Origin of the sequence: Actinomadura rudentiformis, from assembly GCF_008923185.1 — a bacterium.
Taxonomy (GTDB): Bacteria; Actinomycetota; Actinomycetes; order Streptosporangiales; family Streptosporangiaceae; genus Spirillospora; species Spirillospora rudentiformis.
In genome coordinates this window covers 160,769-184,904 of the sequence record NZ_WBMT01000003.1, presented here as the reverse complement: position 1 = coordinate 184,904, position 24,136 = coordinate 160,769, and the positions used below count along the sequence as shown (strand labels likewise).

Below are 24,136 nucleotides of genomic sequence, written 5' to 3'. Positions count from 1 at the left end.
TCCGTTCCAAGCCCCGTTCCAAGCCCCGTTCCAAGCTCTGTTCCTTCAAGCGCGGCGATGGAGCTTGCTGAGCCAGGGCAGAGATTGCTGGCCCGCATCGTCGACACGCTCGTGGTCGGGTTGCCTGTCGCGATGGTCGTTCGGGAGGTCTTCCCCGGGCGGGAGACCGACCTCGTCTTGCCGCCAGCCGTTGCTGGCGTCCTCTTTCTTTATGAGTGGCTTCAGCTCGCCGTGTGGGGGCGCACGATCGGCAAGCGCTTCGCGGGCATCCAGGTCGTCCGAATGAATTCCGGCAAACCGGGCGTGTGGCGCGCCTTGCCGCGTGCGGCGGTGTACTCGGCGCCGATCGCACTGCGCCCGGTGGCGATCCTGGGCGTTCTGGCGGGCCTCTTCTGGGTCGCGAACGTGGCGGCAATGTATGAGGGCTCGCAACGGCAGGCGCTTCACGACCGTCTTGCGGGGACGGTCGTGGTCAAACGCTCCAAGCGCACGGGGTACGGCCGCTGACGTCGGCTGGTACGAGGCGTGCCTGCGACGGTGTGACGGTATTGAGGACTTTTCCGCTGATATAGGTATGCCGTCCAGGTGCGGCTACCGCGCTTGCGTGGGCGGATGGCAACGGATTTCGTCGAGATCGTCAGGAGCGGAATCTATCGACATCGAGGTGGACGGTCGTGATCACCTCCGGGTGACCGCGGCAGAGGTCCATTCGGTCGGCGGCGGCGGCGGTTAGTACCGTTACGTGGGGGTTAAACGATGGCTCCGGGATCGGTGTTGCCGCGTCCGTTAAGGTGCCGCCGGGCGTATTTCTCTCCCGGTTGCACGGTCCCGGGAAAGCCGGTCGCGCGTGAATGCAAGATCGATGGCCCAGGTCAGGTGGCTGATGGTGACCCCCGTCACCCCGAAATCATCCCGTGTGCCGCGCCCGGACAATTCATGCACCCGTGGTCCGGCGGCCCTGGTGTCAGCCACTGCCTATCCGGTGGATGGCTGATTCGGTGACCATGATTACGTGGAGTTACCGCCAGGGAAGGAAACTTCATCGTGAGTGTTGAATTGTCATCGGCCAACGTCGCGGTATATCTTTGTCAACCGAATGCAGTTTGCTCCAGCTGAAAGGTCTGTCCCCATGGCACAGAAGGTTCAGGTGCTTCTCGTCGACGACCTCGACGGTGGCGAGGCGGACGAGACCGTGGCGTTCTCGCTCGACGGCGCCTCCTACGAGATCGATCTCAGTAGCGCCAACGCAAAGAAGCTGCGGGATTCTCTGCAGCCGTTCGTGGAGAAGTCGCGTAAGGCCGGCACCGTTCGTCGGCGCCGTCCGCGTGGCGCGTCCAGCCGCGAGCGGAGTGCCGACATCCGCGCCTGGGCCAAGCAGCGCGGCATCAAGGTCAACGAGCGTGGCCGTATCCCGCAGAACGTGGTCGAGCAGTACGAGGCGGCTCACTGACCCACCTCGCTTCGGCGGCCCGTCCCGAGAAGGGACGGGCCGTTCGCTTTGAGGCCGCTCGCCTTGACAGGGGGCGGGGCGTTCGCTTGTGGCGTAGCGTTCTGTGGGTTGCGTCGCCCCCGAGGAGGTAGACAGCCCTCATTCGGCTAATCCGTCCCTGTACGGCATGAACAACCCCCTTGCCGTGAACGACCTGCTGAAAAGCCCCGTTCGCTTGCGGCGTAGCGGGAACATGACGCACCGGTGGGGTAGTTGGATGAGGATGAACAGCGCTTAGCTGGGGAACGTCTCCTGGTGGGAGTGCACCGGGTTGGCCTCCTCGGGGCGGGCTAGCATGCGGAAGGACAGTTCCGGACGTTCCGGACTCTGCCCAACCGCTCTGTGAGGAGCGACGAGATGTTCGAGAGGTTTACCGACCGCGCGCGGCGGGTTGTCGTTCTGGCTCAGGAAGAAGCCAGGATGCTCAACCACAACTACATCGGCACCGAGCACATCCTCCTGGGTCTGATCCACGAGGGTGAGGGTGTCGCTGCCAAGGCTTTGGAGAGCCTGGGGATCAGCCTCGAGGCGGTGCGCCAGCAGGTCGAGGAGATCATCGGCCAGGGACAGCAGGCGCCGTCGGGCCACATCCCGTTCACTCCGCGTGCCAAGAAGGTCCTTGAGCTGTCACTGCGTGAGGCATTGCAGCTGGGCCACAACTACATCGGCACTGAGCACATCCTGCTTGGGTTGATCCGTGAGGGCGAGGGCGTCGCCGCCCAGGTCCTGGTCAAGCTCGGCGCTGACCTCAACCGGGTCCGCCAGCAGGTGATCCAGTTGCTGCACGGCTACCAGGGCAAGGAGCCTGCGGCCTCCGGCGGGCCGACCGAGTCGGCGCCGTCCACCTCCCTTGTGCTGGACCAGTTCGGGCGCAACCTGACCCAGGCCGCGCGGGAGGGCAAGCTCGACCCGGTGATCGGCCGGGACAAGGAGATCGAGCGGGTCATGCAGGTGCTGTCCCGCCGTACCAAGAACAACCCCGTCCTGGTCGGCGAGCCGGGCGTCGGCAAGACCGCCGTCGTCGAGGGGCTCGCCCAGAAGATCGTCAAGGGCGAGGTGCCCGAGACGCTCAAGGACAAGCAGCTGTACACGCTCGACCTGGGCGCGCTGGTCGCTGGCTCCCGCTACCGCGGTGACTTCGAGGAACGCCTGAAGAAGGTCCTCAAGGAGATCCGCACGCGCGGCGACATCATCCTGTTCATCGACGAGCTGCACACGCTCGTCGGGGCGGGCGCCGCCGAGGGCGCGATCGACGCCGCCAGCATCCTCAAGCCGATGCTGGCCCGCGGTGAGCTGCAGACCATCGGGGCGACCACGCTGGACGAGTACCGCAAGCACCTGGAGAAGGACGCCGCGCTGGAGCGCCGCTTCCAGCCGATCCAGGTCGCCGAGCCCTCGCTCAGCCACACCATCGAGATTCTCAAGGGCCTGCGGGACCGGTACGAGGCGCACCACCGCGTCTCGATCACCGACAGCGCCCTGGTCGCGGCCGCGCAGCTGGCCGACCGCTACATCAGCGACCGGTTCCTGCCGGACAAGGCGATCGACCTCATCGACGAGGCCGGTTCGCGGATGCGCATCCGCCGGATGACCGCGCCGCCGGACCTGCGCGAGTACGACGAGAAGATCGCCGACGTGCGGCGCGAGAAGGAGTCCGCGATCGACGCGCAGGACTTCGAGAAGGCCGCCGCGCTCCGTGACTCCGAAAAGCAGCTTCTCGGCCAGAAGGCGCAGCGGGAGAAGGAATGGAAGGCCGGCGACATGGACGTCGTCGCCGAGGTGACCGAGGAACTGATCGCCGAAGTCCTCGCCACCGCGACCGGCATTCCGGTCTTCAAGCTCACCGAGGAGGAGACCACGCGGCTGCTCCGCATGGAGGACGAGCTGCACAAGCGGGTCATCGGCCAGGAGGACGCCATCAGGGCGCTCTCGCAGTCCATTCGGCGTACCCGCGCCGGTCTGAAGGACCCCAAGCGTCCCGGTGGCTCGTTCATCTTCGCCGGCCCGTCCGGCGTCGGAAAGACCGAGCTTTCCAAGACGCTCGCCGAGTTCCTCTTCGGTGACGAGGACGCGCTCATCCAGCTCGACATGAGCGAGTTCATGGAGAAGCACACCGTCTCGCGTCTGTTCGGGTCGCCGCCCGGATATGTCGGCTACGAGGAAGGCGGCCAGCTCACCGAGAAGGTGCGCCGCAAGCCTTTCTCGGTCGTGCTGTTCGACGAGATCGAGAAGGCCCACCCGGACATCTTCAACTCGCTGTTGCAGATCCTGGAGGACGGTCGCCTGACCGACGCCCAGGGCCGGGTCGTGGACTTCAAGAACACCGTCATCATCATGACGACGAACCTCGGTTCCAAGGACATCTCCAAGGGCGTCTCGATGGGCTTCGCCCGTTCGAACGACGACCAGGGCTCGTACGAGCGGATGAAGGCCAAGGTCTCCGAGGAGCTCAAGCAGCACTTCCGGCCCGAGTTCCTCAACCGTGTCGACGACACGGTGGTCTTCCACCAGCTCACGCCGAAGGAGATCATCGAGATCGTGGATCTCATGATCGCCAAGGTCGACGAGCGGCTGAAGGACCGGGACATGGGCCTGGAGCTCAAGCAGGAGGCCAAGGATCTGCTGGCCGAGCGGGGTTACGACCCCGTCCTGGGCGCCCGGCCGCTGCGCCGGACCATCCAGCGGGAGATCGAGGACAACCTGTCCGAGAAGATCCTCTACAACGAGCTCAAGGCCGGCCAGATCGTGATCGTCGGCACCGAGGGCTCCGGCGAGGAAGCCAAGTTCACGTTCAAGGGCATGACCAAGCCGACCGGCGTGCCGGACAGCCCGCCGCCCATCGAGGGCGCGGTCAACTTCAACAAGGACTGACCCGAAGTCCTGAGGCAGGGCCCGTACCGACCCGTTCGGTACGGGCCCTTTCCTTTCGCGATGGGGCTTGTCTTTGCGTCCTCTTGCGGTCAGGGGAGGGCGAGGGGCGGCGAAGGGCGATACCGTCCTTGATCATGTTGACTCGACGGATCGTGGGAACCGGAACGGTCGCGGTCGTGGTCGCGACCACGGGTGTGGTCCTGGTGGGGCTGAACGTGGGGGCCGCGTCGTCGGACGCCCGCCCGGCCGCGGCCAAGGCCCAGCCGGTCGCGGCGAAGCCCCGGCCGCTCGCCGGCAAGGTGATCGTGATCGATCCGGGGCACAACGGGCTCAACTACAAGTACCCGAAGGTGATCAACCGGAAGGTGCCGGCGGGGCCGAAGAAGAAGGCGTGTGACACGACGGGCACGGCGACCAGTTCAGGCTATGCCGAGCACGCATTCACCTTCGACATGGCCCAGCGGCTGGCCAAGATCCTGCGCGCGCAGGGGGCGACGGTGCGGCTGACGCGGCCGAACAACCGCGGCGTCGGCCCGTGCATCAACGAGCGGGCCGCGATCGCCAACCGGCTGCGCGCCCACGCGGCGATCTCCATCCATGCCGACGGCGCGCCGTCGTCGCGGCGGGGCTTCCACGTGATCCTGCCTGGATACGTGAAGGGCTACACCGGGCCGATCGTGAAGCCGTCCAAGCGGCTCGGGTACGACGTGCGCGCGGCGTTCCGCAAGGTGCAGCCGTACGCGAACTACGTCGGTGGTGACGGGCTCGACGTACGAACGGACCTCGGCGGGCTCAACATGTCGAAGGTGCCCAAGGTCTTCATCGAATGCGGCAACATGCGCAACCGAACGGATGCGTCGAGGCTGAAGAGCGCCGCATGGCGGCAGAAGGCGGCGCAACGCCTCGCGGTCGGCCTGGGGGTCTACCTCCGCCGCTGACACGTTCGCCGCTGACACGTTCTGTCAGACCCGCACCGTACAGTTTCGAATATGCGTTCGAATGAGTTGTGTGCGGCAGCGGACTTCCGGCGAGGACCGGGACGGCGGCGTGGCCCGGTCCTTCACTCTGACGTGGCACAGCTCTTCATGCGCGACATGAAGGAGAGTGCCCCTCCACAACTCCCGATCTTCCGATCGCGGCTGCAGGGCGAGCTTCTGGCGCGGCTGCTTCTCGGGCCGGACCGGGAGATGACCATGCTGGACCTCGCCGTCATGCTTCGCACCGATCTGGGCTCGGTCGTGCGCGAGGTCGACCGGCTCGCCCGCGCGGGGCTGCTGGTGCTGCGGCGCACCACGGCCGGGCGCGTGGTGCGGCGCGACACGGCGACGCCGCTGTACGAGCCGCTCGCGCGCTTGCTGATGCTCACGTTCGGCCCCAGGGCCGTCGTCGCCGAGGAGTTCGCGAGGCTGCCCGGGGTCGTGGAGGTCCTGATATTCGGGGCCTGGGCTGAACGTTACGAGGGCGACGCCGGTGATCCTGCCGGGGATGTTGAGGTTCTTGTGATCGGAGAGCTCTCCCACGCACGCGCCTTCGACGCCGCGCAGGAGGCCGCCGCGCGCCTCGGACTGCCTGTCCATCCCGTCGTGCGGTCGGCACGGTGCTGGCAGGAGGACGACGACCCGTTCCTACGCGAAATCCGCGCCGGATCCCTTTATCCGATCAGTGGTTGAGCCAGGCGCGAAGGTGGTCGGGGGCCGCACCGCCGAAAAGCACCGCCGAAAAGCACCGCCGAAAAGCATTGGACGGCGGCATCCTCAAGCCCGCATCCTGCCCTCGATGGGAAAGATGGACGCGATCGCGGCGCGCGTGGCCGGAGGCGCCACCGTGCGCTTCCGCCCGACGGGCTCGTCGATGGTGCCGCTGATCCGGAGCCGCGACCTGGTCACGGTCGCACCCGTCGATCCCGCCAAGCTCGAAGTCGGCGACATCGTGCTCGCCAAGGTCGCCGGGACGGTGTACCTCCACCTGGTCTCGGCCCTCGATCCCGCCCGCGGCCGGGTGCAGATCAGCAACAACCGCGGACGCGTCAACGGCTGGACGCACCACGACCGCGTCTACGGCATCTGCCTGTCCGTCGAGGACACCCCTCGTCCCCGGGCTCTGGACAAGATCGCGACCAAGCTCGATAAGGTGAACGGCGAGTCCTGAGGAGGTGGGTTGATGACTGTCATGTGGAACGCCGGTGTTGCCATGCCCGGCGACGGTTCCGTCCCCACCTTCCCGGCTCGCGGCTGAGGCGGCGAAGCACCCACCCCCGCGAGCCCTCATCACCAAGGATTCTCCGTTGTCTGACAACGCTGCCTCTCATGAGGCCTTTTTCGCTCTGCACCACGGCCTGCCGCGGCAGGGCCCCGGCTCGGACGCGACGACGCGGCATCTGCTGTCCCTCGCGGGACCGCTGCCGCAGCGTCCGCGGGCGCTCGACCTGGGCTGCGGCCCCGGGAGTGCCGCCCTGGTGCTGGCCGAGGCCGGTGCCGATGTGACGGCCGTCGATCTGCACGAGCCGTTCCTGGACGAGCTGAACGCGGCGGCCGCGGCACGCGGTCTCGCCGGTTCGATCACCACACTCCGTGCCGACATGGCCGATCTCCCGTTCCGCGACGGGTCGTTCGACCTGGTGTGGGCCGAGTCCTCGGTCTACAACGTCGGCTTCGACACCGCGCTGCGTGCGTGGCGGCGGTTGCCGGCCCCGGGCGGCACGCTGGTCGTGACCGAGTGCGAGTGGACGGCGGACGAGGTGTCCCCGGAGGCTCGCGCGTTCTGGGACAAGATCTATCCGCTGCGCGGCACCGCGGACAACACGCGCGCCGCACGCGCCGCCGGCTACGAGGTGGTCGGCGTCTACGGCCAGCCTGAGTCCGACTGGGACGAGTATTACGGGCCGTTGGCAGAACGCGCGGACGCGGCCGACACATCCGTGCCCGGTATGGCCGAGGCGCTCGCGGTCACCCGAGAGGAGACCGCCATGCGCCGCGACCACGGCACCGAGTACGGGTACACCGGCTACGTCCTGCGTCCGGTGACCTGACGCCGGCTCAGCCCGGAAGGGCGTAGCGGCCGTCCTCCAGGGGATCCACCAGGCCATCCGCGATGAGGGTGTCCAGGGCCCGCTCGCGCTGGAGGGCATCGGACCAGACGATGTCCAGAGCGGGCTTCTCCACCGGGCCTTCGGCCTGGCGGAGGACGGCCAGCAGCCGGCCCCGGCACTGGCGGTCCGTCCCCGCGTACGTCTGCCCCCGGCGGGGCGGGCCGTCGTACGCGGGGCGGCCGTTGAGGTGCCAGGTGCACCGGTCGAGGACGGGGCAGTCCACGCAGCGGGGCGTACGCGCCGTACAGACCAGGGCGCCCAGCTCCATCACGGCGACCGACCAGCGGGCCGCGGTAGGGGGATCCAGCGGGAGGACCGACTCGGCCTGGGCCACCTCGGCCTTGGTCTGCGACTTGGGCGGGTATTCGTCGCCGGACAGCAGCCGTGCGAAGACGCGGCGGACGTTGGTGTCGAGGACGGCATGGCGCTGGCGGAACGCGAAGCTCGCGACGGCGGCCGCCGTGTAGGAGCCGATGCCGGGAAGGGCCAGCAGGTCCTCGTGCGACGACGGGACCTCGCCGCCGTGACGTTCGACGATCGCCTGGGCGCTGCCGTGCAGGCGCAGGGCGCGGCGCGGATAGCCGAGCCGGCCCCACGCCCGCACGGCCTCACCAGAGGGTTCGGCGGCCAGCGCGGCAGCAGTGGGCCAGCGTGCCGTCCACTCGTGCCAGACGGGCAGTACGCGGCTGACCGGGGTCTGCTGAAGCATGATTTCGCTGACCAGGACGCCCCACGGGGTGGCGCTGGGCGCACGCCAGGGGAGATCCCGGGCGTTCGCCTCGTACCAGGCCAGGATCGGGTCGGTGTACCCGTTGTTCATCGCGATTGAACCTGTCTCCATCGGAACTGAACCTATCGGGCCCGGCGGGTCGCCATGGCAACGAAGATCAAGTAATGCATACTGCCCGTATGGGGACGGACACTGGACGTGATCCCGGGGACTGGTGGCGGGACCAGTACTGGCAGCGGCGGATCATCGTGCTCGGCGCGGTGCTCGGGACCGTGGGCCTGGGAGCCTGGGCGTGCACCGCCGGTGAGGGCGGGCAGAAACAGTCGGTGAAGAACGCGGTGGCCGCCGTGGGCTCGGGAAGCCCCTCGGCAGGTGCGGCGATTTCGAGCCTTCCCGCGGCGGCGCCCACGGTCACCGTGACGGCGAAGGTCACCCCGGAGACTTCCAAGGACGGCGACGCCTGTGAGAAGAACGATGTCGTCGTCAACATGACCTCGGCACGCGAGACGTACGCCAAGAACGAGATGCCGCAGTTCCAGCTGACCGTCGTCAACACGGGTGACCATGCCTGCACGTTCGACGTCGGCTCCAAGTCGCTGGACGTGCGCGTCACCTCGGGTGGCGATCGCATCTGGTCGGTGTCCGCGTGCGAGCAGGGAGGCGGGTCGTCCATCCAGATGCTGCGCCGTGGCATCCCGTACGTGAGAACCGTGACCTGGGACCGCAAGCGCGCCGACGGCCGATGCCGCGGCAAGCGCGAGGCGGCTCGTCCCGGCACCTATGTCGCAAGCGTCAAGGCCGACAGGATCAAGGTCACGAGGCAGGTCTTCCGCCTCCGCTGACCGGCGCCGGATCGGACGGTCAGACGTAGCGTTCCAAGATCGAGGATTCGGCCAGCCGCGACAGCCCTTCGCGGACGCTGCGGGCGCGGGACTCGCCGACGCCGCCGACGGCCTGGAGATCGTCGATGCTGGCGGCCAGAAGCTTCTGCAGGCCGCCGAAGTGCTCCACGAGCCGTTCGACCACCAGCCCCGGGAGGCGCGGGACCTTGGCCAGCAGGCGGTAGCCCTTGGGGCTGACCGGCAGGTCCAGGGCGTCCGGCCCGGCGAAGCCCATCACCTCGGCGACCGTGGACAGGTCGAGGAGCTCGGTGGCCGACAGCAGGTCCAGCGCGGACAGCGTGTCGGTGACCGTGCGGGTGCGGGCGTCGGGCGGCGGGTAGTCGCGGACGATCAGCTCGCGGTCGATGTCGACACCGGAGACCAGCTCGTCGAGCTGGAGTGACAGGAGCCGGCCGTCGGTGCCGAGCTCGACGACATAGCCCTCGATCTCGTCGGCGATGCGGCGGACCATTTCGAGGCGTTGCACGACCGCGCTGACGTCGCGGACGGTGACCAGATCCTCGATCTCCAGTGCCGAAAGGGTGCCCGAGACCTCGTCGAGGCGGAGCTTGTAGCGCTCAAGGGTGGCCAGGGCCTGGTTGGCCTTGGACAGGATCGCCGCGGAGTCTTCCAGGACGTAGCGGATGCCGTCGAGGTAGAGCGCGATGATGTGCATCGACTGGCTGACCGAGATCACCGGATGCCGGGTCTGGCGGGCGACCCGCTCCGCAGTGCGGTGCCGGGTGCCCGACTCCTCGGTCGGGATCGTGGAGTCCGGCACGAGGTGCACCGCGGCGCGGACGATGCGGTTGCGGGTGCTGTCGAGCACGATCGCACCGTCCATCTTGGCCAGCTCGCGCAGCCGCGTGGCGGAGAACTCGACGTCGAGCTCGAAGCCGCCGCTGCACAGCTCCTCGACCAGCCGGTCGTAGCCGAGGACGATCAGAGCGCCGGTGTGGCCGCGCAGGATGCGCTCCAGGCCGTCACGGATCGACGTGCCCGGGGCCACCGCGGCGAGCGTCGCGCGGCGTCGTTCGTCATGGCCCTTTTCGTATGTTGGCACCTGGCCCCCGGAGGTCGCTGGACGGCGTCAGTTTACCGAGGAGCCCCGAGCGGCGGTTCCTCCCCTGGTAGCAAGCGTGCTGCTGTGGCGTAATACTCTGGCGTGACCCCTGTTATGTAGCCGTAAAGTCCCTTGTCATGGAGGGCCGTGGCCGCATCGGGCCATCGGGCGCTCTATGGGGCGGTGAAGGCCACCCGCAGCGCCTGCTGGAGGTTGTCGACCTCCATGACCTTCATGCCCTCATGGCTGGTGAGCTGGGGATCGGCCTTCTTCAGGGGGGAGCCGTCGCCCAGCGACAGCGCGCCGCGCGGAACGATCGCGTGCTTGAATCCGAGCCGCGCCGCCTCCGCCAGCCGCCGCTGCACGCCCGGTACGACGCGTACCTCACCGGCGAGGCCGACCTCGCCCAGCCCGATCAGCGTGCCGGAGAGGGCCTGCTCGGCGGTGGAGCCCGCGACGGCGAGCGCGAGGGCCAGGTCGACCGAGGTCTCGCTCAGCCGGACGCCGCCGACCGTCGAGACATAGACGTCCTGCTCGTGCATGGAGATCTTGCAGCGCTGGGCGAGCACCGCCAGCACCATCGCGACCCGAGAGGGGTCGAGGCCGGACGTGGCGCGGCGCGGGGCCGGCAGCTGCGACTTGGCGACCAGGGCCTGGACCTCGGCGACCAGCGGGCGGCGGCCCTCCAGCGTGACCGTGACGCAGGTGCCCGGCACCGGCTCCTCGCGGCGCGTCAGGAACAGCCCGCTCGGGTCGGGCAGCCCGACGATGCCCAGCTCGGACAGGTCGAAGCACCCGAGCTCGTCGGTGGGGCCGTAGCGGTTCTTGACGGCGCGGATCATCCGCAGCCGGCTGTGCCGGTCGCCCTCGAAGTAGAGCACCACGTCGACCAGGTGCTCCAGCAGCCGCGGCCCCGCGATCGCGCCCTCCTTGGTGACGTGGCCGACCAGGTCCACGGTGACGCCACGTTCCTTGGCGACCCTGATCAAGTTGGCCGTGACCTCGCGGATCTGGGTGACGCCGCCGGGTGCGCCGTCGACCTCGGACGTGCCGATGGTCTGGATCGAGTCGACCACCATGAGCTTGGGCTCGACCGCGTCGACGTGTCCCAGCACGGCAGACAGCTCGGTCTCGGCCGCCAGGTAGAGGTCGTCGGTGACCGCGCCCACCCGGTCAGCCCGGAGACGCACCTGCTCGGCCGACTCCTCGCCCGTCACGTACAGCACGGGTGTACGACCCGCGCCGCCACCGGCCCTGCCACCACCGCCACTGCCACCACTGGCACCGCCGCCATTGGCGGCGCCGTCGGCCGGACGCTGCTGCGGGACGGGCGATTGTGAGGCCAGCGCGGCGACCTCCAGCAGCAGCGTCGACTTGCCGATGCCCGGCTCGCCGGCCAGGAGCACGACGGCCCCGGGCACCAGACCGCCGCCCAGCACCCGGTCGAGCTCGTCCAGGCCGGTCGGCTTGGACTGCGCCGAACGTACGTCAACCTCACCGATCGGCCTTGCCGGGGAGCTGACAGGGCCCGCCGAGACCACTCGCGCCGGTGTCGCCGATCCGGCCTCGGTGACCGTGCCCCAGGCCTGGCACTCGCCGCAGCGCCCCACCCATTTGGAGGTCTGCCAGCCGCACTCGGAGCACCGGTATGTGGCCTTAGCCGTCTTCGCCTTCGCCATGTGGACAAACAGTAGGGGTCACCAGTGACACAACGTGCCCACCGGGTCTCAGGCGGCGGTCACGGACTTGCGCGCACGCTCGATGAGATCGCCCAAGTGGTCGGAGACCACGCCGGGGCGCTCCAGCATGGCCATGTGGCCGGCCGTGGGGACGACCTCCAGACGGGCGGACGGAACGCAGGCTGCGATCTTGAGGCTGTGCTCGATCGGCGTCAGCAGGTCGTTCTCCGCGCCGATCACCAGGGTGTCGACCCTGCCGAGCTCCGCGCACTCGCTGATCACCTCGTACGAGAGCATCGAGTGGAAGAAGTCCATGAGCGCGTCCATCCGGGTGTCGGCCAGCATCTCCTCGGTGAACGCGACCGCCGCCGGGCTGGCGTCGGGGCCGAAGATGAACCGGTCGAGGAAGAGCAGCGTGCCCTCCCGGCCGAGGTGCCGGACCTTCTCGATCACTGCCGAGCCCGCACCGGCCGCCCGCAGGGTCCGCGGCAGTACGCGCTGCGTCGACCGGGCCAGGAGCGCGGGCAGACCCAGGGTCACTTCGCCGAGGCCTCCGGAGGAGGTGTTGAGCAGACCGACCGCCTGCACCTTGGCCCCGAGCTCGTCCGGGAAGGCGTCGGCGTAGCGCTGGATCGTCATACCGCCCATCGAGTGGCCGACCAGGACCACGGGAGTCCCGGCGGGCACGGTCTGCTCGATGACCGCGGCCAGATCATGGGCCAGCTGGGCGAGGTCGTTCTCGGTCCGGTCGCCGCCGTCGGAACGGCCGTGGCCGCGGTGGTCCCAGAAGACCAGCCGGCCCAGGCCGCGCAGGGCCTTGCGCTGGAAGTGCCAGGCGTCCTGGGTCAGCGTCCAGCCGTGGCAGAAGACGATCGCGAGGTCGGTGCGGTCTTCGCCATCGATCTCCGCGTACAGCCGGGTGCCGTCCGCGGCGCGCACCGGCACAGGCCGGCCGCGCAAGGAGCCGAACGGTTCGCCCGCGTGCGCGTCGGGGCGCAGCTGCAGGCGCCTGACGGCACGGCGCTGTCCGGCCAGCCCGATGCCGGCGGCACCGGCGCCGAGCGCGGCGGTGGCGAGAACGGTACGGCTCGCCCTGGCGGCACGGCCCATGGTCCCAACCCCCTGATGTCGATCGTCGGTCCTGAGACGGTACGGGACGTCATTGTTGTACGGCGATTCAGTAGCAGGCCAGACCCTGGGCGCGAATGTGACCGACTAGTCAGTAACCTCCCTCAGGGGAGACGGTGCCACCACATGTTGACGGCGTAGTCCACTTCGCAGCCCTCGTGCTCACGCAGGAACTCCGCGGCCAGCTCCTCGGGGAACTCGATGCGCAACACCGCGGCGAGATCCTCCCGGCTCTCGAACGACCACCGGATCATCAACGGCTCCCGGGCGAAGCCGCGGCGCGTCCAGAAACGTTCGACTGCCCCGGGGTCGTACGACGGCAGCCCGCGCCGGAACCAGCCGCCGAAGGTCGACCGGGTCGCGTCGTTGTCGATGATGAAGATCGCGCCGCCGCGCCGCACCACCCGGTCCAGCTCGGCCAGACCCGGCTCGCATCCCGGCCCGAAGAAGTAGGCCCAGCGGACATGGACCACGTCGATGGACGCGTCCGGAAGTGGCAGGGCCTGGGCCGCGCCTACACGCACCGTCACATTTGGTATATCGGCCACGCGCCGCCGGGCGGCCGCCGCAAGACCGCTGTGCGGCTCGACACCGACCACCTTGGCCGCGTCCCGCGCGAACATCGGCAGGTGGAAGCCCGTACCGCAGCCGAGATCGAGCACGGTCGCGCCGTCCCACGGCCTGATGGCGCGCATCGCCGACTCGAGCGCGCCGTCCGGGTCGACGGCGCGATTCTCGATCTCGTAGACCCGCGGGGAGTTCCAGATGTTCGGGCTGGGCACGGCGCCCGGTGCGATCTCGACCACGAGGACAGAGCGTAGTCATTACCCACGTCAAGAAATGCGGATCACTATGGCCCGGAGGTTTCGTCAGCGCCTTCAGCGCATAGGCTTTCCGTTGCGTGAGCGCCGCGGAGCGGGGCAGGGTCAGGGAGAAGGCCCGGCCGGGCCCCCTCGGGCGGGGCACGCGACGGACACTGCCGAGCGAACATCTGGCGAGGGAGCCTTGACCCCGCAGCACAACGGCGTCGTTTCCCCGGGCATCCGGGTCCCGGATGCCCCGATCACGCTGTCCACCGCGTCGGTCTATCCGGAGAAGGTCCCGAGCGCCTTCGAGATCGCGGCGCTGCTGGGCTACGACGGCATCGAGGTCATGGTCTCGACGGACGCCTCCTCGCAGGACCTCAACGTCCTGCGGCGGCTGTCCGACTACCACCAGATGCCGATCAAATCGATCCACGCGCCCTGCCTGCTCCTGACGCAGCGGGTCTGGGGGCGCGAGCCGTGGGGCAAGCTGGTGCGCTCCAAGGAGGTCGCCGAGGAGCTCGGCGCCGACGTGGTCGTGGTGCACCCGCCGTTCCGCTGGCAGCGGGACTACGCGCGCGAGTTCGTCGAGGGGCTCGGCCGCATGCAGGAGGAGACCGACATCCTCTTCGCCGTCGAGAACATGTTCCCCCTCAAGGCCCGCGGGGCCGAGGCCGGCATGTACCTTCCCGACTGGAACCCCGTCGACCAGGACTACCCCTACGTGACCCTGGACCTGTCGCACACCGCCGTCTCCCGCTCGGACGCGCTGGAGATGGCCGGGCAGCTCGGCGACCGGCTGCGTCACGTCCACCTCGCCGACGGCGTCGGCATCACCAACAAGGACGAGCACCTGGTGCCCGGCAGGGGCAACCAGCCGTGCGGCCCGATGCTCGAACAGCTCGCCGACGACGGCTACCGGGGCCACATCGTCCTCGAGGTCAACACCCGCCGCGCCGCCACCCGCGCCGAACGCATGGAGGATCTCGCCGAGGCCCTCGCGTTCACCCGGCTGCACCTCGCCGCCGCCGAACGTACGTGGGAGGTCACTTCGGGCGGAGAGGTCTCGCCCCGGGGTGCCCGGTGACCGAGTCCGCTCAGCGCGACACCGCGCGGAACGCCGCGCGCAAACCCGCACGCAGGCCGCCGGGGCGGCGGCCGGGCCCGACCGAGACGCGCGAGGCGATCCTGGCGTCGGCCCGTGAGCTGTTCGCCGACAAGGGCTACGACGGGGCCTCGCTGCGCGCCATCGCCCGTGGCGCCGGGGTGGACCCGGCGCTCGTGCATCACTTCTTCGGCAACAAAGAGGGCGTCTTCATCGCGGCGATGCAGTTCCCGGTCGATCCAGGCGAGCTGCTGCCCAAGATCTTCGGCACGCGCCGGGAGGACCTCGGCGAGACGATGGTCCGCATTTTCCTGTCCGTGTGGGAGATGCCGGAGCGCCGCGCGCCCATCCTCGCGATGCTGCGTTCGGCGATGACCAACGAACGCGCCGCGGTGATGATGCGGGAGTTCGTGTCCTCCGCGCTGTTCGCCCGTGCCGCCGAGCTGCACGGCATCCCGCTGCTGAGGATCCAGGCCGCCGCAGGCCAGATGATCGGCGTCATGATCCTGCGGTACGTGCTGGAGGTCGAGCCGATCGCCTCCTCCACGCCGGACGAGATCGTCGAGCTCCTGGCTCCGACCATCCAGCGTCACCTGAGCTGACTCTCCCCTCCCCCTTCCCGTGCCGGTCTCCGGCACGGGTTTTCCGGCATCCCGAAACACCCCGAAGGCTTCTCTGGAAGTCCGGAGAGCTTGACGCGGACATGTCGCCGACATAAATTCAACACATGATGAGTTCTAGTCCGGCGGCGGTGAGCGTGCGTGACCTGACGGTGGTGCGAGGTGGCCGTGAGGTGCTGCACGGGCTCACGTTCGATGTTCCGCGCGGCTCGGTGGTCGGGCTTCTCGGCCCGAGCGGATGCGGCAAGACGACGTTGATGCGCGCCCTGGTCGGCGTGCAGATCGTCAAGAGCGGCACGGTGAGCGTGCTGGGCGACACGGCGGGCTCCAAGGCCCTGCGCAAGCGCGTGGGTTACGCGACCCAGAGCCCGGCCGTCTACGACGACCTGAGCGTTCACGAGAACCTGCGCTACTTCGCCTCGGTACTGGGGGCGCCGAAGGAGGACGCAGACCGGGTCATCGAGGAGGTCGGGCTCACCCGGCATCGCGACCAGATCGTCGCGACCCTGTCCGGGGGCCAGCACAACCGCGCCAACCTGGCGGTCGCCCTGCTGGGCACGCCGGAGTTGCTGGTGCTGGACGAGCCGACGGTCGGCCTCGACCCGGTTCTGCGCGAAGAGTTGTGGCGGCTCTTCCGGCAACTGGCCGAGCGGGGCACCACGCTCATCGTCTCCAGCCACGTCATGGACGAGGCGGGCCGCACCGACCGGCTCCTGCTGATGCGCGAGGGCGAGATCCTCGCCGACGACACCCCGGACGGGCTGCGCGCCCGCGCCGGCATCGACGATCTGGAGAAGGTCTTCCTCCAGCTGATCACCGAACGGGAAGGAGCCCGGGCGTGAACCTCTCCATCACCTTGGCGACGACGCAGCGGATCCTGGCCCAGCTGCGCCATGACCACCGCACGATCGGCCTGATCGTCGGCGTGCCGACGCTGCTGATGATCCTGCTGCGCTACGTGTTCGACGCCCCCGCGCTGTTCGACCGGATCGGCCCGCTGCTGCTGGGCATCTTCCCGTTCGTGATCATGTTCGTGGTGACCTCGGTGGCCACGCTCCGCGAGCGGACGAGCGGCACGCTGGAACGGCTGATGACCATGCCGACCGGCAAGCTCGACCTGCTCCTCGGCTACGCGCTGGCGTTCAGCCTCGTCGCCCTGCTCCAGGTGGGGGTTGTGCTCGCGATCTCGCTCACCTGGCTCGGCCTCGACCTGAACGGCTCACTGTGGTCGCTGGTCGTCTCGGCACTGCTCTGCTCGGTGCTCGGTGTGGCGCTCGGCCTGTTCTCCAGCGCGTTCGCCCGTACGGAGTTCCAGGCGGTGCAGCTCATGCCGGCGTTCGTGCTGCCGCAGATGCTGCTGTGCGGCCTGTTCGTCCCGCGCGACCAGATGGTCGGCTGGCTGGAGGGCATCTCCAACGTCCTGCCGCTGTCGTACACGGTGGACGCGATGAAGGAGGTCACCGTGAGCGCCGACGTCACCGGGAATCTCGTCCGCGACATGGTGGTCATCGCGGGCTTCGCCCTGCTGGCCCTCGTCTTCGGCGCCGCCACGCTCCGCCGCCGCACACCGTGACGATGGAACCTTTTTCCCTTGGCTAAAGCGGACCCAACCGGCTGATAACCTCCGGCGCCATGAGCCCACTAGACTCACCGGGCCCCCAGGCGCCGCACCCGCAGCCAGCACCGCCGCAGTCGCAGGGCCAGCCGCCGCTGGGGCAGCCGCCGCAGGGGCAGGGGCAGCCGCCGCAGGGGCTAACCGCAGGTCTCTTCGAGCCCGCCGCCGAACCAGGCGGGCCCGGTGAGCACGGCACGCCCGGGGCACCTGGCCTGCCGGACGACGGGGAGGACGGCGTCAAGCGGAAGCGCCGGTGGCCCCGCGTCCTGGCCGCCGTGCTGGTCTTCGTGCTCCTCGTGGTGGCGGGGATCGGCGGGCTCCTCTGGCAGCGGCAGTCCTCGTACAACGGCAACATCGACCGCATCCGCGGCGCGATGCCGACCGGCAAGAACCGTCCCGGGCCGAACGTGACCGGCACCGAGAACTGGCTGCTCGTCGGCTCGGACACCCGGGCCGACATGGGCACCACGGGTGACGGCGGCCAGGTGTGGAAGCCGGGCAGGCAGCGGTCGGACACGATCATGCTGCTGCACCTGCCGGCCGACCGGAGCAAGGCGTACGTGGTCTCGTTCCCCCGCGACTCGTGGGTCGAGATCCCCGGATACGGCAACCAGAAGATCAACGCCGCGTTCTCGTTCGGCGGCCCGCCCCTGCTGATCGATACCGTCGAGAAGCTCACCGGCGTCCGGATCGACCACTTCGGCGCCATCGACTTCGAGGGCTTCAAGTCCATGACCGACGCGCTCGGCGGCGTCGAGGTGGACATCGCGCAGAGCGTGTACGACCCGGCCCGCAAGGTCAACTGGCCCGCCGGGCGGCAGAAGCTGGACGGTGAGAAGGCCCTGCTCTTCGTGCGGCAGCGCTACAACCTGCCGAACGGCGACTTCGACCGGATCAAGCGGCAGCAGGCGTTCCTGGGCGCCCTGGCCAAGAAGGCCGCGGACGGCGGCACCATCTCCAACCCGCTCAAGCTCGACCGTTTCCTCTCGGCGTTCACCAAGTCGATCAGCGTGGACGAGGAGGTCGACGCCGGCAAGCTCCGTTCGCTGGCGATCAGCCTCCGCAACATCCGGGCCTCCAACGTCGCGTTCATCACCGCGCCCAACAAGGGCAGCGCCCAGCGCGGCAAGCAGAGCGTCGTCCTGCTGGACCGGACGAAGGCGGGCGCGCTCTTCAACGCCGTGAAGACCGCGGGGATGGCCGAGTACGTGGCCAAGTACGGCGGCGTCAACCGCGTCGGCACTGTCTCCTGAACCACCAGGGCCTTCCGGGCCGATCCGGGTTTCCGGCCGGCCGACCGGCTCTGCCCGCGTGATCGTCGTTCCCGCCCGGGCATTAACCTGAAGAAGGGGACAGAGTCGTCCCCACCGGACAAGGGGATGTGAAGTGCTTCGTCAGGCCCTGCTGGTCGCCTCGCGCAGTGGCGGCGTACGCAAACTCGTGGAGACCGCGCCCCTCACGCGCGGCGTCGTGCACCGCTTCGTGGCGGGCGAATCGGTCGATGACGCCCTGCGCGCCACCGAGAAGCTCACCGGCGAGGGTCTGCTCGTCACCCTGGACGTGCTCGGGGAGGACACCCTCGACGCCGGGCAGGCGGAGGCGACCGTCAAGGCCTATGTCGAGCTGCTCGACCGGCTGGCCGGCGCCGGGCTGGGCACGCGGGCCGAGGCCTCGCTCAAGCTCACCGCGCTCGGCCAGGCGTTCGACGAGGACCTGGCCCTGGAGAACGCGCGGCGCATCTGCACTGCGGCCCGCCAGGCGAGCACCACGGTCACCCTGGACATGGAAGACCACACGACGGTCGACTCCACGCTGCGGATCGTGCACGAGCTGCGCCGCGACTTCCCGGATACGGGGGTGGCCATCCAGGCCTACCTGCGGCGCTCCGAGGAATACTGTGCCGAACTCGCCTACGAGGAATCCCGCGTACGGCTCTGCAAGGGCGCCTACGCAGCCCCCGAGGACGTGGCCTTCGCCGACAAGGACGAGGTCAACAAGTCGTATGTGCGCTGCATGAAGGTCCTGATGGCCGGCAAGGGCTACCCGATGCTCGCCACGCACGACCCCCGCCTGATCGACATCGCCGGTGCCCTCGCCGTGCTGAACGAGCGCGAGCCCGAGAGCTTCGAATACCAGATGTTGTACGGGATCCGCCCTCAGGAGCAGCGCCGCCTTGCGGGCCAGGGGGCCCAGATGCGCGTGTACGTCGCGTACGGGCAGGAGTGGTACGGCTATTTCATGCGCCGCCTGGCCGAGCGCCCTGCCAACCTCGGCTTCTTCCTCAGGTCGCTGGCCAGCAAGTCCTGAGCCCGTGCGGCGCTAGGGTGGGGAACGTTCGTTCCCTATCCGAGGTGCAAAATGATCGCGATTCTGGGCGCCGGCAAGATGGGCGAGGCGCTGCTCTCCGGTGTCCTCCGGGCCGGGCGCCGCCCCGCCGAGCTGATGGCCACGGCCCGCCGCGAGGAACGCGGCGCGCTGCTGCGCGAGCGCTACGGCATCGACATCGTGACCAACGTCGAGGCGGCCACCACCGCCGACGTGCTCATCCTCGCGGTCAAGCCGCAGGACATGGGCGTGCTGCTGGACGAGGTGAGCGGGCACATCCCGGCGGGCCGGCTCGTGATCTCGATGGCGGCCGGCATCACCACCGCGTTCATCGAGGATCGGCTGCCCGAGGGCGTGCCGGTCGTCCGGGTCATGTCCAACACCCCGGTGCATGTGGACGAGGCGATGAGCGTGATCTCCGCCGGGTCGCACGCCGGTGAGGAACACCTCAAGCTGGCCGAGGAGCTGCTGAGTCCCGTCGGCAAGGTGCTGCGCATCCCCGAGTCGCTGCAGGACGGCGCCACCGCGCTCTCCGGCAGTGGCCCGGCCTACTTCTACTACCTGGTCGAGGCGATGGTCGACGCCGGGATCCTGCTCGGCATGCCGCGCGCCGCCGCGCTGGAGATGGTGATCCAGTCGGCGGTGGGCGCCGCGGTCATGTTGCGCGACTCCGGCGAGCACCCCGTGCTGCTGCGCGAGGCCGTGACCTCCCCGGGCGGCACGACCATCGCCGCGATCCGGGAGCTGGAGAAGCACGGCGTCCGGGCGGCGGTGCTGGAGGCCATCGAGGCCGCCCGAGACCGTGGCCGCGAGCTCGCGGGCGGCTGACCTCCGCGAACGACCCCGGTGGCAGGGGCATATTTCCGTAGATAACTCCGTGCGGCCATTGATCCGAAGAGGGGGTTGTGGCCGTGTAGTGAGTATGGGAATCCTGCTGCGTCTCCTCGTGGCCGCCGGACTGGCAGCCGACGCATACGTTCACTGGCAGTTCGCGCCCGACATGAAGGGCAGCCAGGGTGGCTCCATCGACGGCGAGGTGCTCTTCCAGGCCCAGGCGATCGTCGCCGGCCTGGTCGCCGTTCTCGTGCTCGTGCTGGCCAACCGCGTGACCTACGCGATCGCCTTCCTGGTGGCGGCGAGCGCGGTCGGGGCGCTGCTCCTCTACTACTACGTGGACGTGGGCCGGCTCGGTCCGCTCCCGGCCATGCACGAGCCGGTCTGGTACATGGAGAAGACCATCAGCCTCGTGGGGGAGGGCATCGCCGCGCTGGCGGCCCTGGTCGGCTTCTTCACCGTGCGCTCGGGCGCGAGACACGACTCGGGGGCTCATGCCTCCAGGGTGTGACCCCCCAGAGGGTGACGCAGATCTCACTCGATGACCGGGAGAGGCCAGCCGGGTGGAGATCGCCCGCTAAGGGCCTTACGTGGGGATCGGCACGCTTTTACGATGACGCGCATGTCAGTGCGGCGTTACATCCCCGCGGTCGCGGTCGCCGTGCTGCTGGCCGCGCAGCTCAGTGCCTGCAGCGGCGACGACGACACCGACCGGGTCCGGCTGGGCAAGGTGCTGCGTTCCGATGTCGCCGAGGTCGTCGAGGCCCCGGCCACCGTCTCCGCGCGTGCCGCCGCGACGCTGCGCGCGTCCGCCGAGGGCACGATCGAGCGCCTGTACGTGGGGGACGGCGACCGGGTGCAGGAGGGCGACGTTCTCGCGAAGATCGGCTCGCCCACCGCCCGGGAGCAGCTCGCCCAGGCTCGCGAGGCCGACGGCTCTCTCGCCGGGGGCGGCGTCGACATGCCCGCCGCCCTCGACATGTCGGGCTTCCAGCGCAAGACGGACCGGAGCGCGCGCCAGGGTTTCTCCGCCGCCCGGAAGGTCGCGCTGAAGATCCCTGACCTGCGCCAGCGCGCGCTCGTCCTCGCCGGGATCACCAGGGCCGAGGGCGAGTACCGGGCCGCCGCCGCGGCCGCCCGCGACGCCGTCGCCCGCCTGAACGCGGGCCTCGGCAGTGTCGGCAACGCGTTCTCCTCGATCACCGCGGCCCAGCGCGTGCAGACGCGCGCCGCGGTACGGGCCGCCGAACGCACCGTCAAGGCTCTCACGATCAAGGCTCCGTTCGACGGCGTCGTCAGCCTGGGCGGCCCCGCGGGCGGCGGTGGCGGGCTCGGCGACCTGGCGAGCCGGCTGCCCCAGCAGCTCGCAGGGCAGGGCGGCGGTGCGGGCGGTTCGGCGGCCTCCGGCCTCGCGGCGCTGGGCGGCCTCGGTGGCGGCACCGCCAAGGACGCCTCCTCGATCGCGACCGGCGCCCCGGTCTCCAGCGGCGACGCGGTGGTCACGGTCACGGACGTCTCCCGGCTCTCCCTCGCCGCCGACGTCGACGAGACCGACGTGCTGCAGATCAGGGAGGGCGTCGAGGCCGATGCGGAGTTCGACGCCGTCCAGGGCGGCACGTACACCGCCGAGGTCACCGGCGTCGGCGTCACCCCGAAGGAGTCCACCGGCGGCGGTGTGACGTACAAGGTCACGCTCGTCCTCAAGGAGGGCACGCTCTCCGGTGGCGGCCGGGCGCCCATGCCCAAGCCGGGGATGAGCGCGGTGGTCAACCTGCGCGTACGCGAGGTGACCGACGTGCTGTCGGTGCCCTCCGCCGCGATCGTCAGCAGCGGCCGCGACTCGGTCGTGTGGGCGGTGGTCGGTGGCCGGGCGCAGCGGCGCGTGGTCCGGCTCGGCGCCCAGGGCGACACGACCGTCGAGGTCACCCGCGGTCTGAGGGAGGGCGAGGAGGTCGTCGTCCGCGGCGCCGACTCGGTCCGGCAGGGCCAGGAGCTCTCCACGTGACCGAACCCGCGCTCGAAGCAGTGGACGTCACCCGTACGTACACGATGGACGGCGTGGACGTGGAGGCCCTCCGCGGCGTGAGCGTCCGCATCGACCCGGGGGAGTTCGTCGCGATCCTGGGCCCCTCCGGCTCGGGCAAGTCCACGCTCATGCACCTGCTCGGCTGCCTCGACCGCCCGACCCGCGGTCTCCTGCGCATCGGCGGCAAGGACGTCGCCACGCTCACCGAGACCGAACTGGCCGAACTCCGCAATTCGCAGATCGGCTTCGTCTTCCAGTCGTTCCACCTGCTCGCCCGTACGAGCGCGCGGGAGAACGTGGCGCTCCCGCTGGTCTACCGCGGGATCGGGCGCGGCGAACGCCGCCGCAGGGCCATCTCCGCGCTCGACACCGTGGGGCTGGCGCACCGGCTCGATCACCGGCCCAGCCAGCTGTCCGGCGGTGAGCAGCAGCGCGTGGCGATCGCGCGGGCGCTGGTCGGCGATCCCGGGGTGGTGCTGGCGGACGAGCCCACCGGCAACCTCGACACCCGTACCGGCCACGAGGTGATGGACCTGCTGGAACGGCTCAACACCGAGCAGGGTGTGGCGATCGTGCTGGTCACGCACGAGCCGGACGTGGCCGAACGGGCCCGGCGGCAGATCCACATCCGTGACGGCCTCATCGAACGCGACGTCTCGTGAGGCCGGGCTGATGAGGCTCGGCGAGTCGTTCCGGGTGGCGCTGGAGGCGTTGCGCGTCAACCGGCTGCGCAGCGCGCTGACGATGTTCGGCGTGGTCGTCGGGGTCGCCGCGGTGGTGGTGCTGGTGGCGATCGGGACCGGCGCCCGCAACCTGGTGGAGAACGAGATCGAGGGCCTCGGGTCCAACATCATCTTCGTCGCGCCGGGGGAGTTCTCGTTCGGCGCGGCGCCCACGATCAGCCGCATGCAGCTGGAGGACGTCACCTACCTCGGCCGGGTGACGGGCGACGAAGGGCAGATCGCGGTCGCCCTCAACTCCGGCGAGACCGTACGGGCGGGCCGTGCGCAGACGTTCTCCAGCATCGTCGGCGCGAACGAGAACGTGCAGAACGTCTTCGACCGCCCGCTGCGCCGGGGCCGCTACCTCAGCCGTACGGACGTCGAGACCCGCCGCCGTGTCGTCGTGCTCGGGTCGGACATCGCCCGCCGGCTCTTCGGGGACGTCGATCCGGTGGGCCGCCAGGTCGCGATCGCGAGCGGCACGCGGTTCCGTGTCGTCGGGGTCTTCGAGGAGGTCGGGCAGACGTTCGGGCAGACGCGGGACGCCGAGGTCCACGTTCCGGTGACCACGGCGCAGCGGATGTTCGGCGTCGACCGGATCGACTTCCTTGCCATCCGGGCGCCGACGAGCGACGACATCCCGCGCCTCCAGAAGGACGTCGTGGACGCCCTGCAGCGCAAGTACCAGGGCGAGCAGTTCTCGGCGATCACGCAGACACAGCTGCTCGGCACCATCGGCACCGTGCTGAGCGCGCTCACCGGCGTGCTCGCCGCGATCGCCGCGATCTCCCTGCTGGTCGGCGGGGTCGGTGTCTCCAACATCATGCTGGTCAGCGTGCGCGAGCGGACGAGGGAGATCGGGCTGCGCAAGGCCCTGGGCGCCCGGCAGCGCGACATCCTGGCCCAGTTCCTGGTGGAGGCCGTGCTGCTGACCACGATCGGCGGCACGGCCGGGATCCTGCTCGGCGCGGGCCTCTCGCTCACGATCACGGCGTTGTCGCCCGTCCCGGCCGCGATCACCTGGTGGTCGCCCGTGCTGGCGTTCGTGGTCTCGGCCGGGGTCGGGATCTTCTTCGGCGTCGTCCCGGCGCGGCGGGCGGGCCGCCTCGACCCCGTCATCGCCCTGCGCACCGAATGAGCCGGGCACCGAATGAGCC

Annotated in this window: 24 protein-coding genes; 19 read left to right on the top strand and 5 right to left on the bottom strand. The window is 69.6% G+C overall.

The features are described from left to right. Positions 1–57: 57 nt before the first annotated feature. The 7 genes from F8566_RS07445 (at position 58) to F8566_RS07415 (ending at position 7,388) form a co-directional block, all read left to right on the top strand. Positions 58–507 (top strand): RDD family protein, encoded by a 450-nt coding sequence (locus F8566_RS07445; RefSeq protein ID WP_151559201.1) that lies wholly within the window; start codon positions 58–60, stop codon positions 505–507. A gap of 622 nt (positions 508–1,129) precedes the next feature. Continuing rightward, positions 1,130–1,450 (top strand): histone-like nucleoid-structuring protein Lsr2, encoded by a 321-nt coding sequence (locus tag F8566_RS07440; RefSeq protein WP_151559200.1) that lies wholly within the window; start codon positions 1,130–1,132, stop codon positions 1,448–1,450. Between the two features lie 396 nt (positions 1,451–1,846). Then, entirely contained in the window at positions 1,847–4,360 is a 2,514-nt protein-coding gene (locus F8566_RS07435; RefSeq protein WP_151559199.1) for an ATP-dependent Clp protease ATP-binding subunit, read from the top strand. A gap of 134 nt (positions 4,361–4,494) precedes the next feature. Further along, complete coding sequence (locus F8566_RS07430; protein WP_151559198.1) at positions 4,495–5,298, top strand: N-acetylmuramoyl-L-alanine amidase; 804 nt, start codon at positions 4,495–4,497, stop codon at positions 5,296–5,298. A 156-nt stretch (positions 5,299–5,454) separates the two neighbouring features. After that, positions 5,455–6,030 carry an ArsR family transcriptional regulator gene (locus F8566_RS07425; protein WP_151559197.1) on the top strand — a complete coding sequence of 192 codons (576 nt, stop codon included), beginning with the start codon at positions 5,455–5,457 and terminating at the stop codon, positions 6,028–6,030. 106 nt (positions 6,031–6,136) lie between these two features. Continuing rightward, the gene (locus F8566_RS07420) at positions 6,137–6,508 is read left to right on the top strand and encodes a S24/S26 family peptidase (RefSeq protein WP_151559196.1); all 372 of its coding nucleotides are present in this window, start codon (positions 6,137–6,139) and stop codon (positions 6,506–6,508) included. A gap of 136 nt (positions 6,509–6,644) precedes the next feature. Further along, a complete protein-coding gene (locus F8566_RS07415; protein ID WP_151559195.1) occupies positions 6,645–7,388 on the top strand; it encodes a class I SAM-dependent methyltransferase in 744 nt (247 codons plus the stop codon). A gap of 7 nt (positions 7,389–7,395) precedes the next feature. Here the strand turns inward: F8566_RS07415 and F8566_RS07410 are convergent, their stop codons facing one another. After that, the gene (locus tag F8566_RS07410) at positions 7,396–8,289 is read right to left on the bottom strand and encodes an A/G-specific adenine glycosylase (RefSeq protein ID WP_318836390.1); all 894 of its coding nucleotides are present in this window, start codon (positions 8,287–8,289) and stop codon (positions 7,396–7,398) included. A 68-nt stretch (positions 8,290–8,357) separates the two neighbouring features. Between F8566_RS07410 and F8566_RS07405 the strand changes: the two genes are divergently transcribed. Then, the gene (locus F8566_RS07405; RefSeq protein WP_225992938.1) at positions 8,358–9,020 is read left to right on the top strand and encodes a hypothetical protein; all 663 of its coding nucleotides are present in this window, start codon (positions 8,358–8,360) and stop codon (positions 9,018–9,020) included. 19 nt (positions 9,021–9,039) lie between these two features. Here the strand turns inward: F8566_RS07405 and disA are convergent, their stop codons facing one another. The 4 genes from disA to F8566_RS07385 all read right to left on the bottom strand — a co-directional run bounded on the left by disA (position 9,040) and on the right by F8566_RS07385 (position 13,735). Further along, positions 9,040–10,122, bottom strand: coding sequence for a DNA integrity scanning diadenylate cyclase DisA (disA, locus tag F8566_RS07400; RefSeq protein WP_151559194.1), 1,083 nt, complete (start codon positions 10,120–10,122; stop codon positions 9,040–9,042). A gap of 173 nt (positions 10,123–10,295) precedes the next feature. Continuing rightward, complete coding sequence (radA, locus tag F8566_RS07395; RefSeq protein ID WP_151559193.1) at positions 10,296–11,801, bottom strand: DNA repair protein RadA; 1,506 nt, start codon at positions 11,799–11,801, stop codon at positions 10,296–10,298. Positions 11,802–11,849: 48 nt separating this feature from the next. Next, a complete protein-coding gene (locus F8566_RS07390; RefSeq protein ID WP_151559192.1) occupies positions 11,850–12,911 on the bottom strand; it encodes an alpha/beta fold hydrolase in 1,062 nt (353 codons plus the stop codon). Positions 12,912–13,033: 122 nt separating this feature from the next. Then, entirely contained in the window at positions 13,034–13,735 is a 702-nt protein-coding gene (locus F8566_RS07385; RefSeq protein WP_151559191.1) for a class I SAM-dependent methyltransferase, read from the bottom strand. Between the two features lie 199 nt (positions 13,736–13,934). Between F8566_RS07385 and F8566_RS07380 the strand changes: the two genes are divergently transcribed. From F8566_RS07380 to F8566_RS07325, 11 genes are all read left to right on the top strand, one after another. Continuing rightward, a complete protein-coding gene (locus F8566_RS07380) occupies positions 13,935–14,819 on the top strand; it encodes a sugar phosphate isomerase/epimerase family protein (protein ID WP_192809561.1) in 885 nt (294 codons plus the stop codon). Beyond that, positions 14,816–15,439: a TetR/AcrR family transcriptional regulator gene (locus tag F8566_RS07375; protein WP_151559190.1), complete on the top strand. Its 624-nt coding sequence runs from the start codon at positions 14,816–14,818 to the stop codon at positions 15,437–15,439. The genes F8566_RS07380 and F8566_RS07375 overlap by 4 nt, the downstream gene beginning before the upstream one ends. A 125-nt stretch (positions 15,440–15,564) precedes the next feature. After that, complete coding sequence (locus tag F8566_RS07370) at positions 15,565–16,299, top strand: ABC transporter ATP-binding protein (protein WP_151559189.1); 735 nt, start codon at positions 15,565–15,567, stop codon at positions 16,297–16,299. Next, complete coding sequence (locus F8566_RS07365; protein ID WP_151559188.1) at positions 16,296–17,030, top strand: ABC transporter permease; 735 nt, start codon at positions 16,296–16,298, stop codon at positions 17,028–17,030. Before F8566_RS07370 ends, F8566_RS07365 begins: the two co-directional genes overlap by 4 nt. A gap of 59 nt (positions 17,031–17,089) precedes the next feature. After that, the gene (locus F8566_RS07355) at positions 17,090–18,325 is read left to right on the top strand and encodes an LCP family protein (protein WP_192809560.1); all 1,236 of its coding nucleotides are present in this window, start codon (positions 17,090–17,092) and stop codon (positions 18,323–18,325) included. 133 nt (positions 18,326–18,458) lie between these two features. Further along, positions 18,459–19,379 carry a proline dehydrogenase family protein gene (locus F8566_RS07350; RefSeq protein WP_151559187.1) on the top strand — a complete coding sequence of 307 codons (921 nt, stop codon included), beginning with the start codon at positions 18,459–18,461 and terminating at the stop codon, positions 19,377–19,379. Positions 19,380–19,430: 51 nt separating this feature from the next. Next, positions 19,431–20,225, top strand: a complete 795-nt coding sequence (gene proC / locus F8566_RS07345; RefSeq protein ID WP_151559186.1) for a pyrroline-5-carboxylate reductase — start codon at positions 19,431–19,433, stop codon at positions 20,223–20,225. A 94-nt stretch (positions 20,226–20,319) separates the two neighbouring features. Continuing rightward, on the top strand, positions 20,320–20,742 hold the full coding sequence (locus F8566_RS07340; RefSeq protein WP_151559185.1) for a hypothetical protein: 423 nt from the start codon (positions 20,320–20,322) through the stop codon (positions 20,740–20,742). A gap of 111 nt (positions 20,743–20,853) precedes the next feature. Next, positions 20,854–22,236, top strand: a complete 1,383-nt coding sequence (locus F8566_RS07335; protein WP_192809559.1) for an efflux RND transporter periplasmic adaptor subunit — start codon at positions 20,854–20,856, stop codon at positions 22,234–22,236. Further along, positions 22,233–22,919 carry an ABC transporter ATP-binding protein gene (locus tag F8566_RS07330; RefSeq protein ID WP_151559183.1) on the top strand — a complete coding sequence of 229 codons (687 nt, stop codon included), beginning with the start codon at positions 22,233–22,235 and terminating at the stop codon, positions 22,917–22,919. Before F8566_RS07335 ends, F8566_RS07330 begins: the two co-directional genes overlap by 4 nt. Beyond that, positions 22,888–24,117 (top strand): ABC transporter permease, encoded by a 1,230-nt coding sequence (locus tag F8566_RS07325; RefSeq protein WP_225992937.1) that lies wholly within the window; start codon positions 22,888–22,890, stop codon positions 24,115–24,117. Before F8566_RS07330 ends, F8566_RS07325 begins: the two co-directional genes overlap by 32 nt. Positions 24,118–24,136: the final 19 nt, after the last annotated feature.

Bases quoted from the DNA above. Each gene is read 5' to 3' on its own strand.
- F8566_RS07445 (WP_151559201.1), top strand. From the start codon at position 58: ATGGAGCTTGCTGAGCCAGGGCAGAGATTGCTGGCCCGCATCGTCGAC.
- F8566_RS07440 (WP_151559200.1), top strand. From the start codon at position 1,130: ATGGCACAGAAGGTTCAGGTGCTTCTCGTCGACGACCTCGACGGTGGC.
- F8566_RS07435 (WP_151559199.1), top strand. From the start codon at position 1,847: ATGTTCGAGAGGTTTACCGACCGCGCGCGGCGGGTTGTCGTTCTGGCT.
- F8566_RS07430 (WP_151559198.1), top strand. From the start codon at position 4,495: ATGTTGACTCGACGGATCGTGGGAACCGGAACGGTCGCGGTCGTGGTC.
- F8566_RS07425 (WP_151559197.1), top strand. From the start codon at position 5,455: ATGAAGGAGAGTGCCCCTCCACAACTCCCGATCTTCCGATCGCGGCTG.
- F8566_RS07420 (WP_151559196.1), top strand. From the start codon at position 6,137: ATGGGAAAGATGGACGCGATCGCGGCGCGCGTGGCCGGAGGCGCCACC.
- F8566_RS07410 (WP_318836390.1), bottom strand. From the start codon at position 8,289: ATGGAGACAGGTTCAATCGCGATGAACAACGGGTACACCGACCCGATC.
- F8566_RS07405 (WP_225992938.1), top strand. From the start codon at position 8,358: ATGGGGACGGACACTGGACGTGATCCCGGGGACTGGTGGCGGGACCAG.
- radA (WP_151559193.1), bottom strand. From the start codon at position 11,801: ATGGCGAAGGCGAAGACGGCTAAGGCCACATACCGGTGCTCCGAGTGC.
- F8566_RS07390 (WP_151559192.1), bottom strand. From the start codon at position 12,911: ATGGGCCGTGCCGCCAGGGCGAGCCGTACCGTTCTCGCCACCGCCGCG.
- F8566_RS07370 (WP_151559189.1), top strand. From the start codon at position 15,565: ATGATGAGTTCTAGTCCGGCGGCGGTGAGCGTGCGTGACCTGACGGTG.
- F8566_RS07355 (WP_192809560.1), top strand. From the start codon at position 17,090: ATGAGCCCACTAGACTCACCGGGCCCCCAGGCGCCGCACCCGCAGCCA.
- proC (WP_151559186.1), top strand. From the start codon at position 19,431: ATGATCGCGATTCTGGGCGCCGGCAAGATGGGCGAGGCGCTGCTCTCC.
- F8566_RS07340 (WP_151559185.1), top strand. From the start codon at position 20,320: ATGGGAATCCTGCTGCGTCTCCTCGTGGCCGCCGGACTGGCAGCCGAC.
- F8566_RS07335 (WP_192809559.1), top strand. From the start codon at position 20,854: ATGTCAGTGCGGCGTTACATCCCCGCGGTCGCGGTCGCCGTGCTGCTG.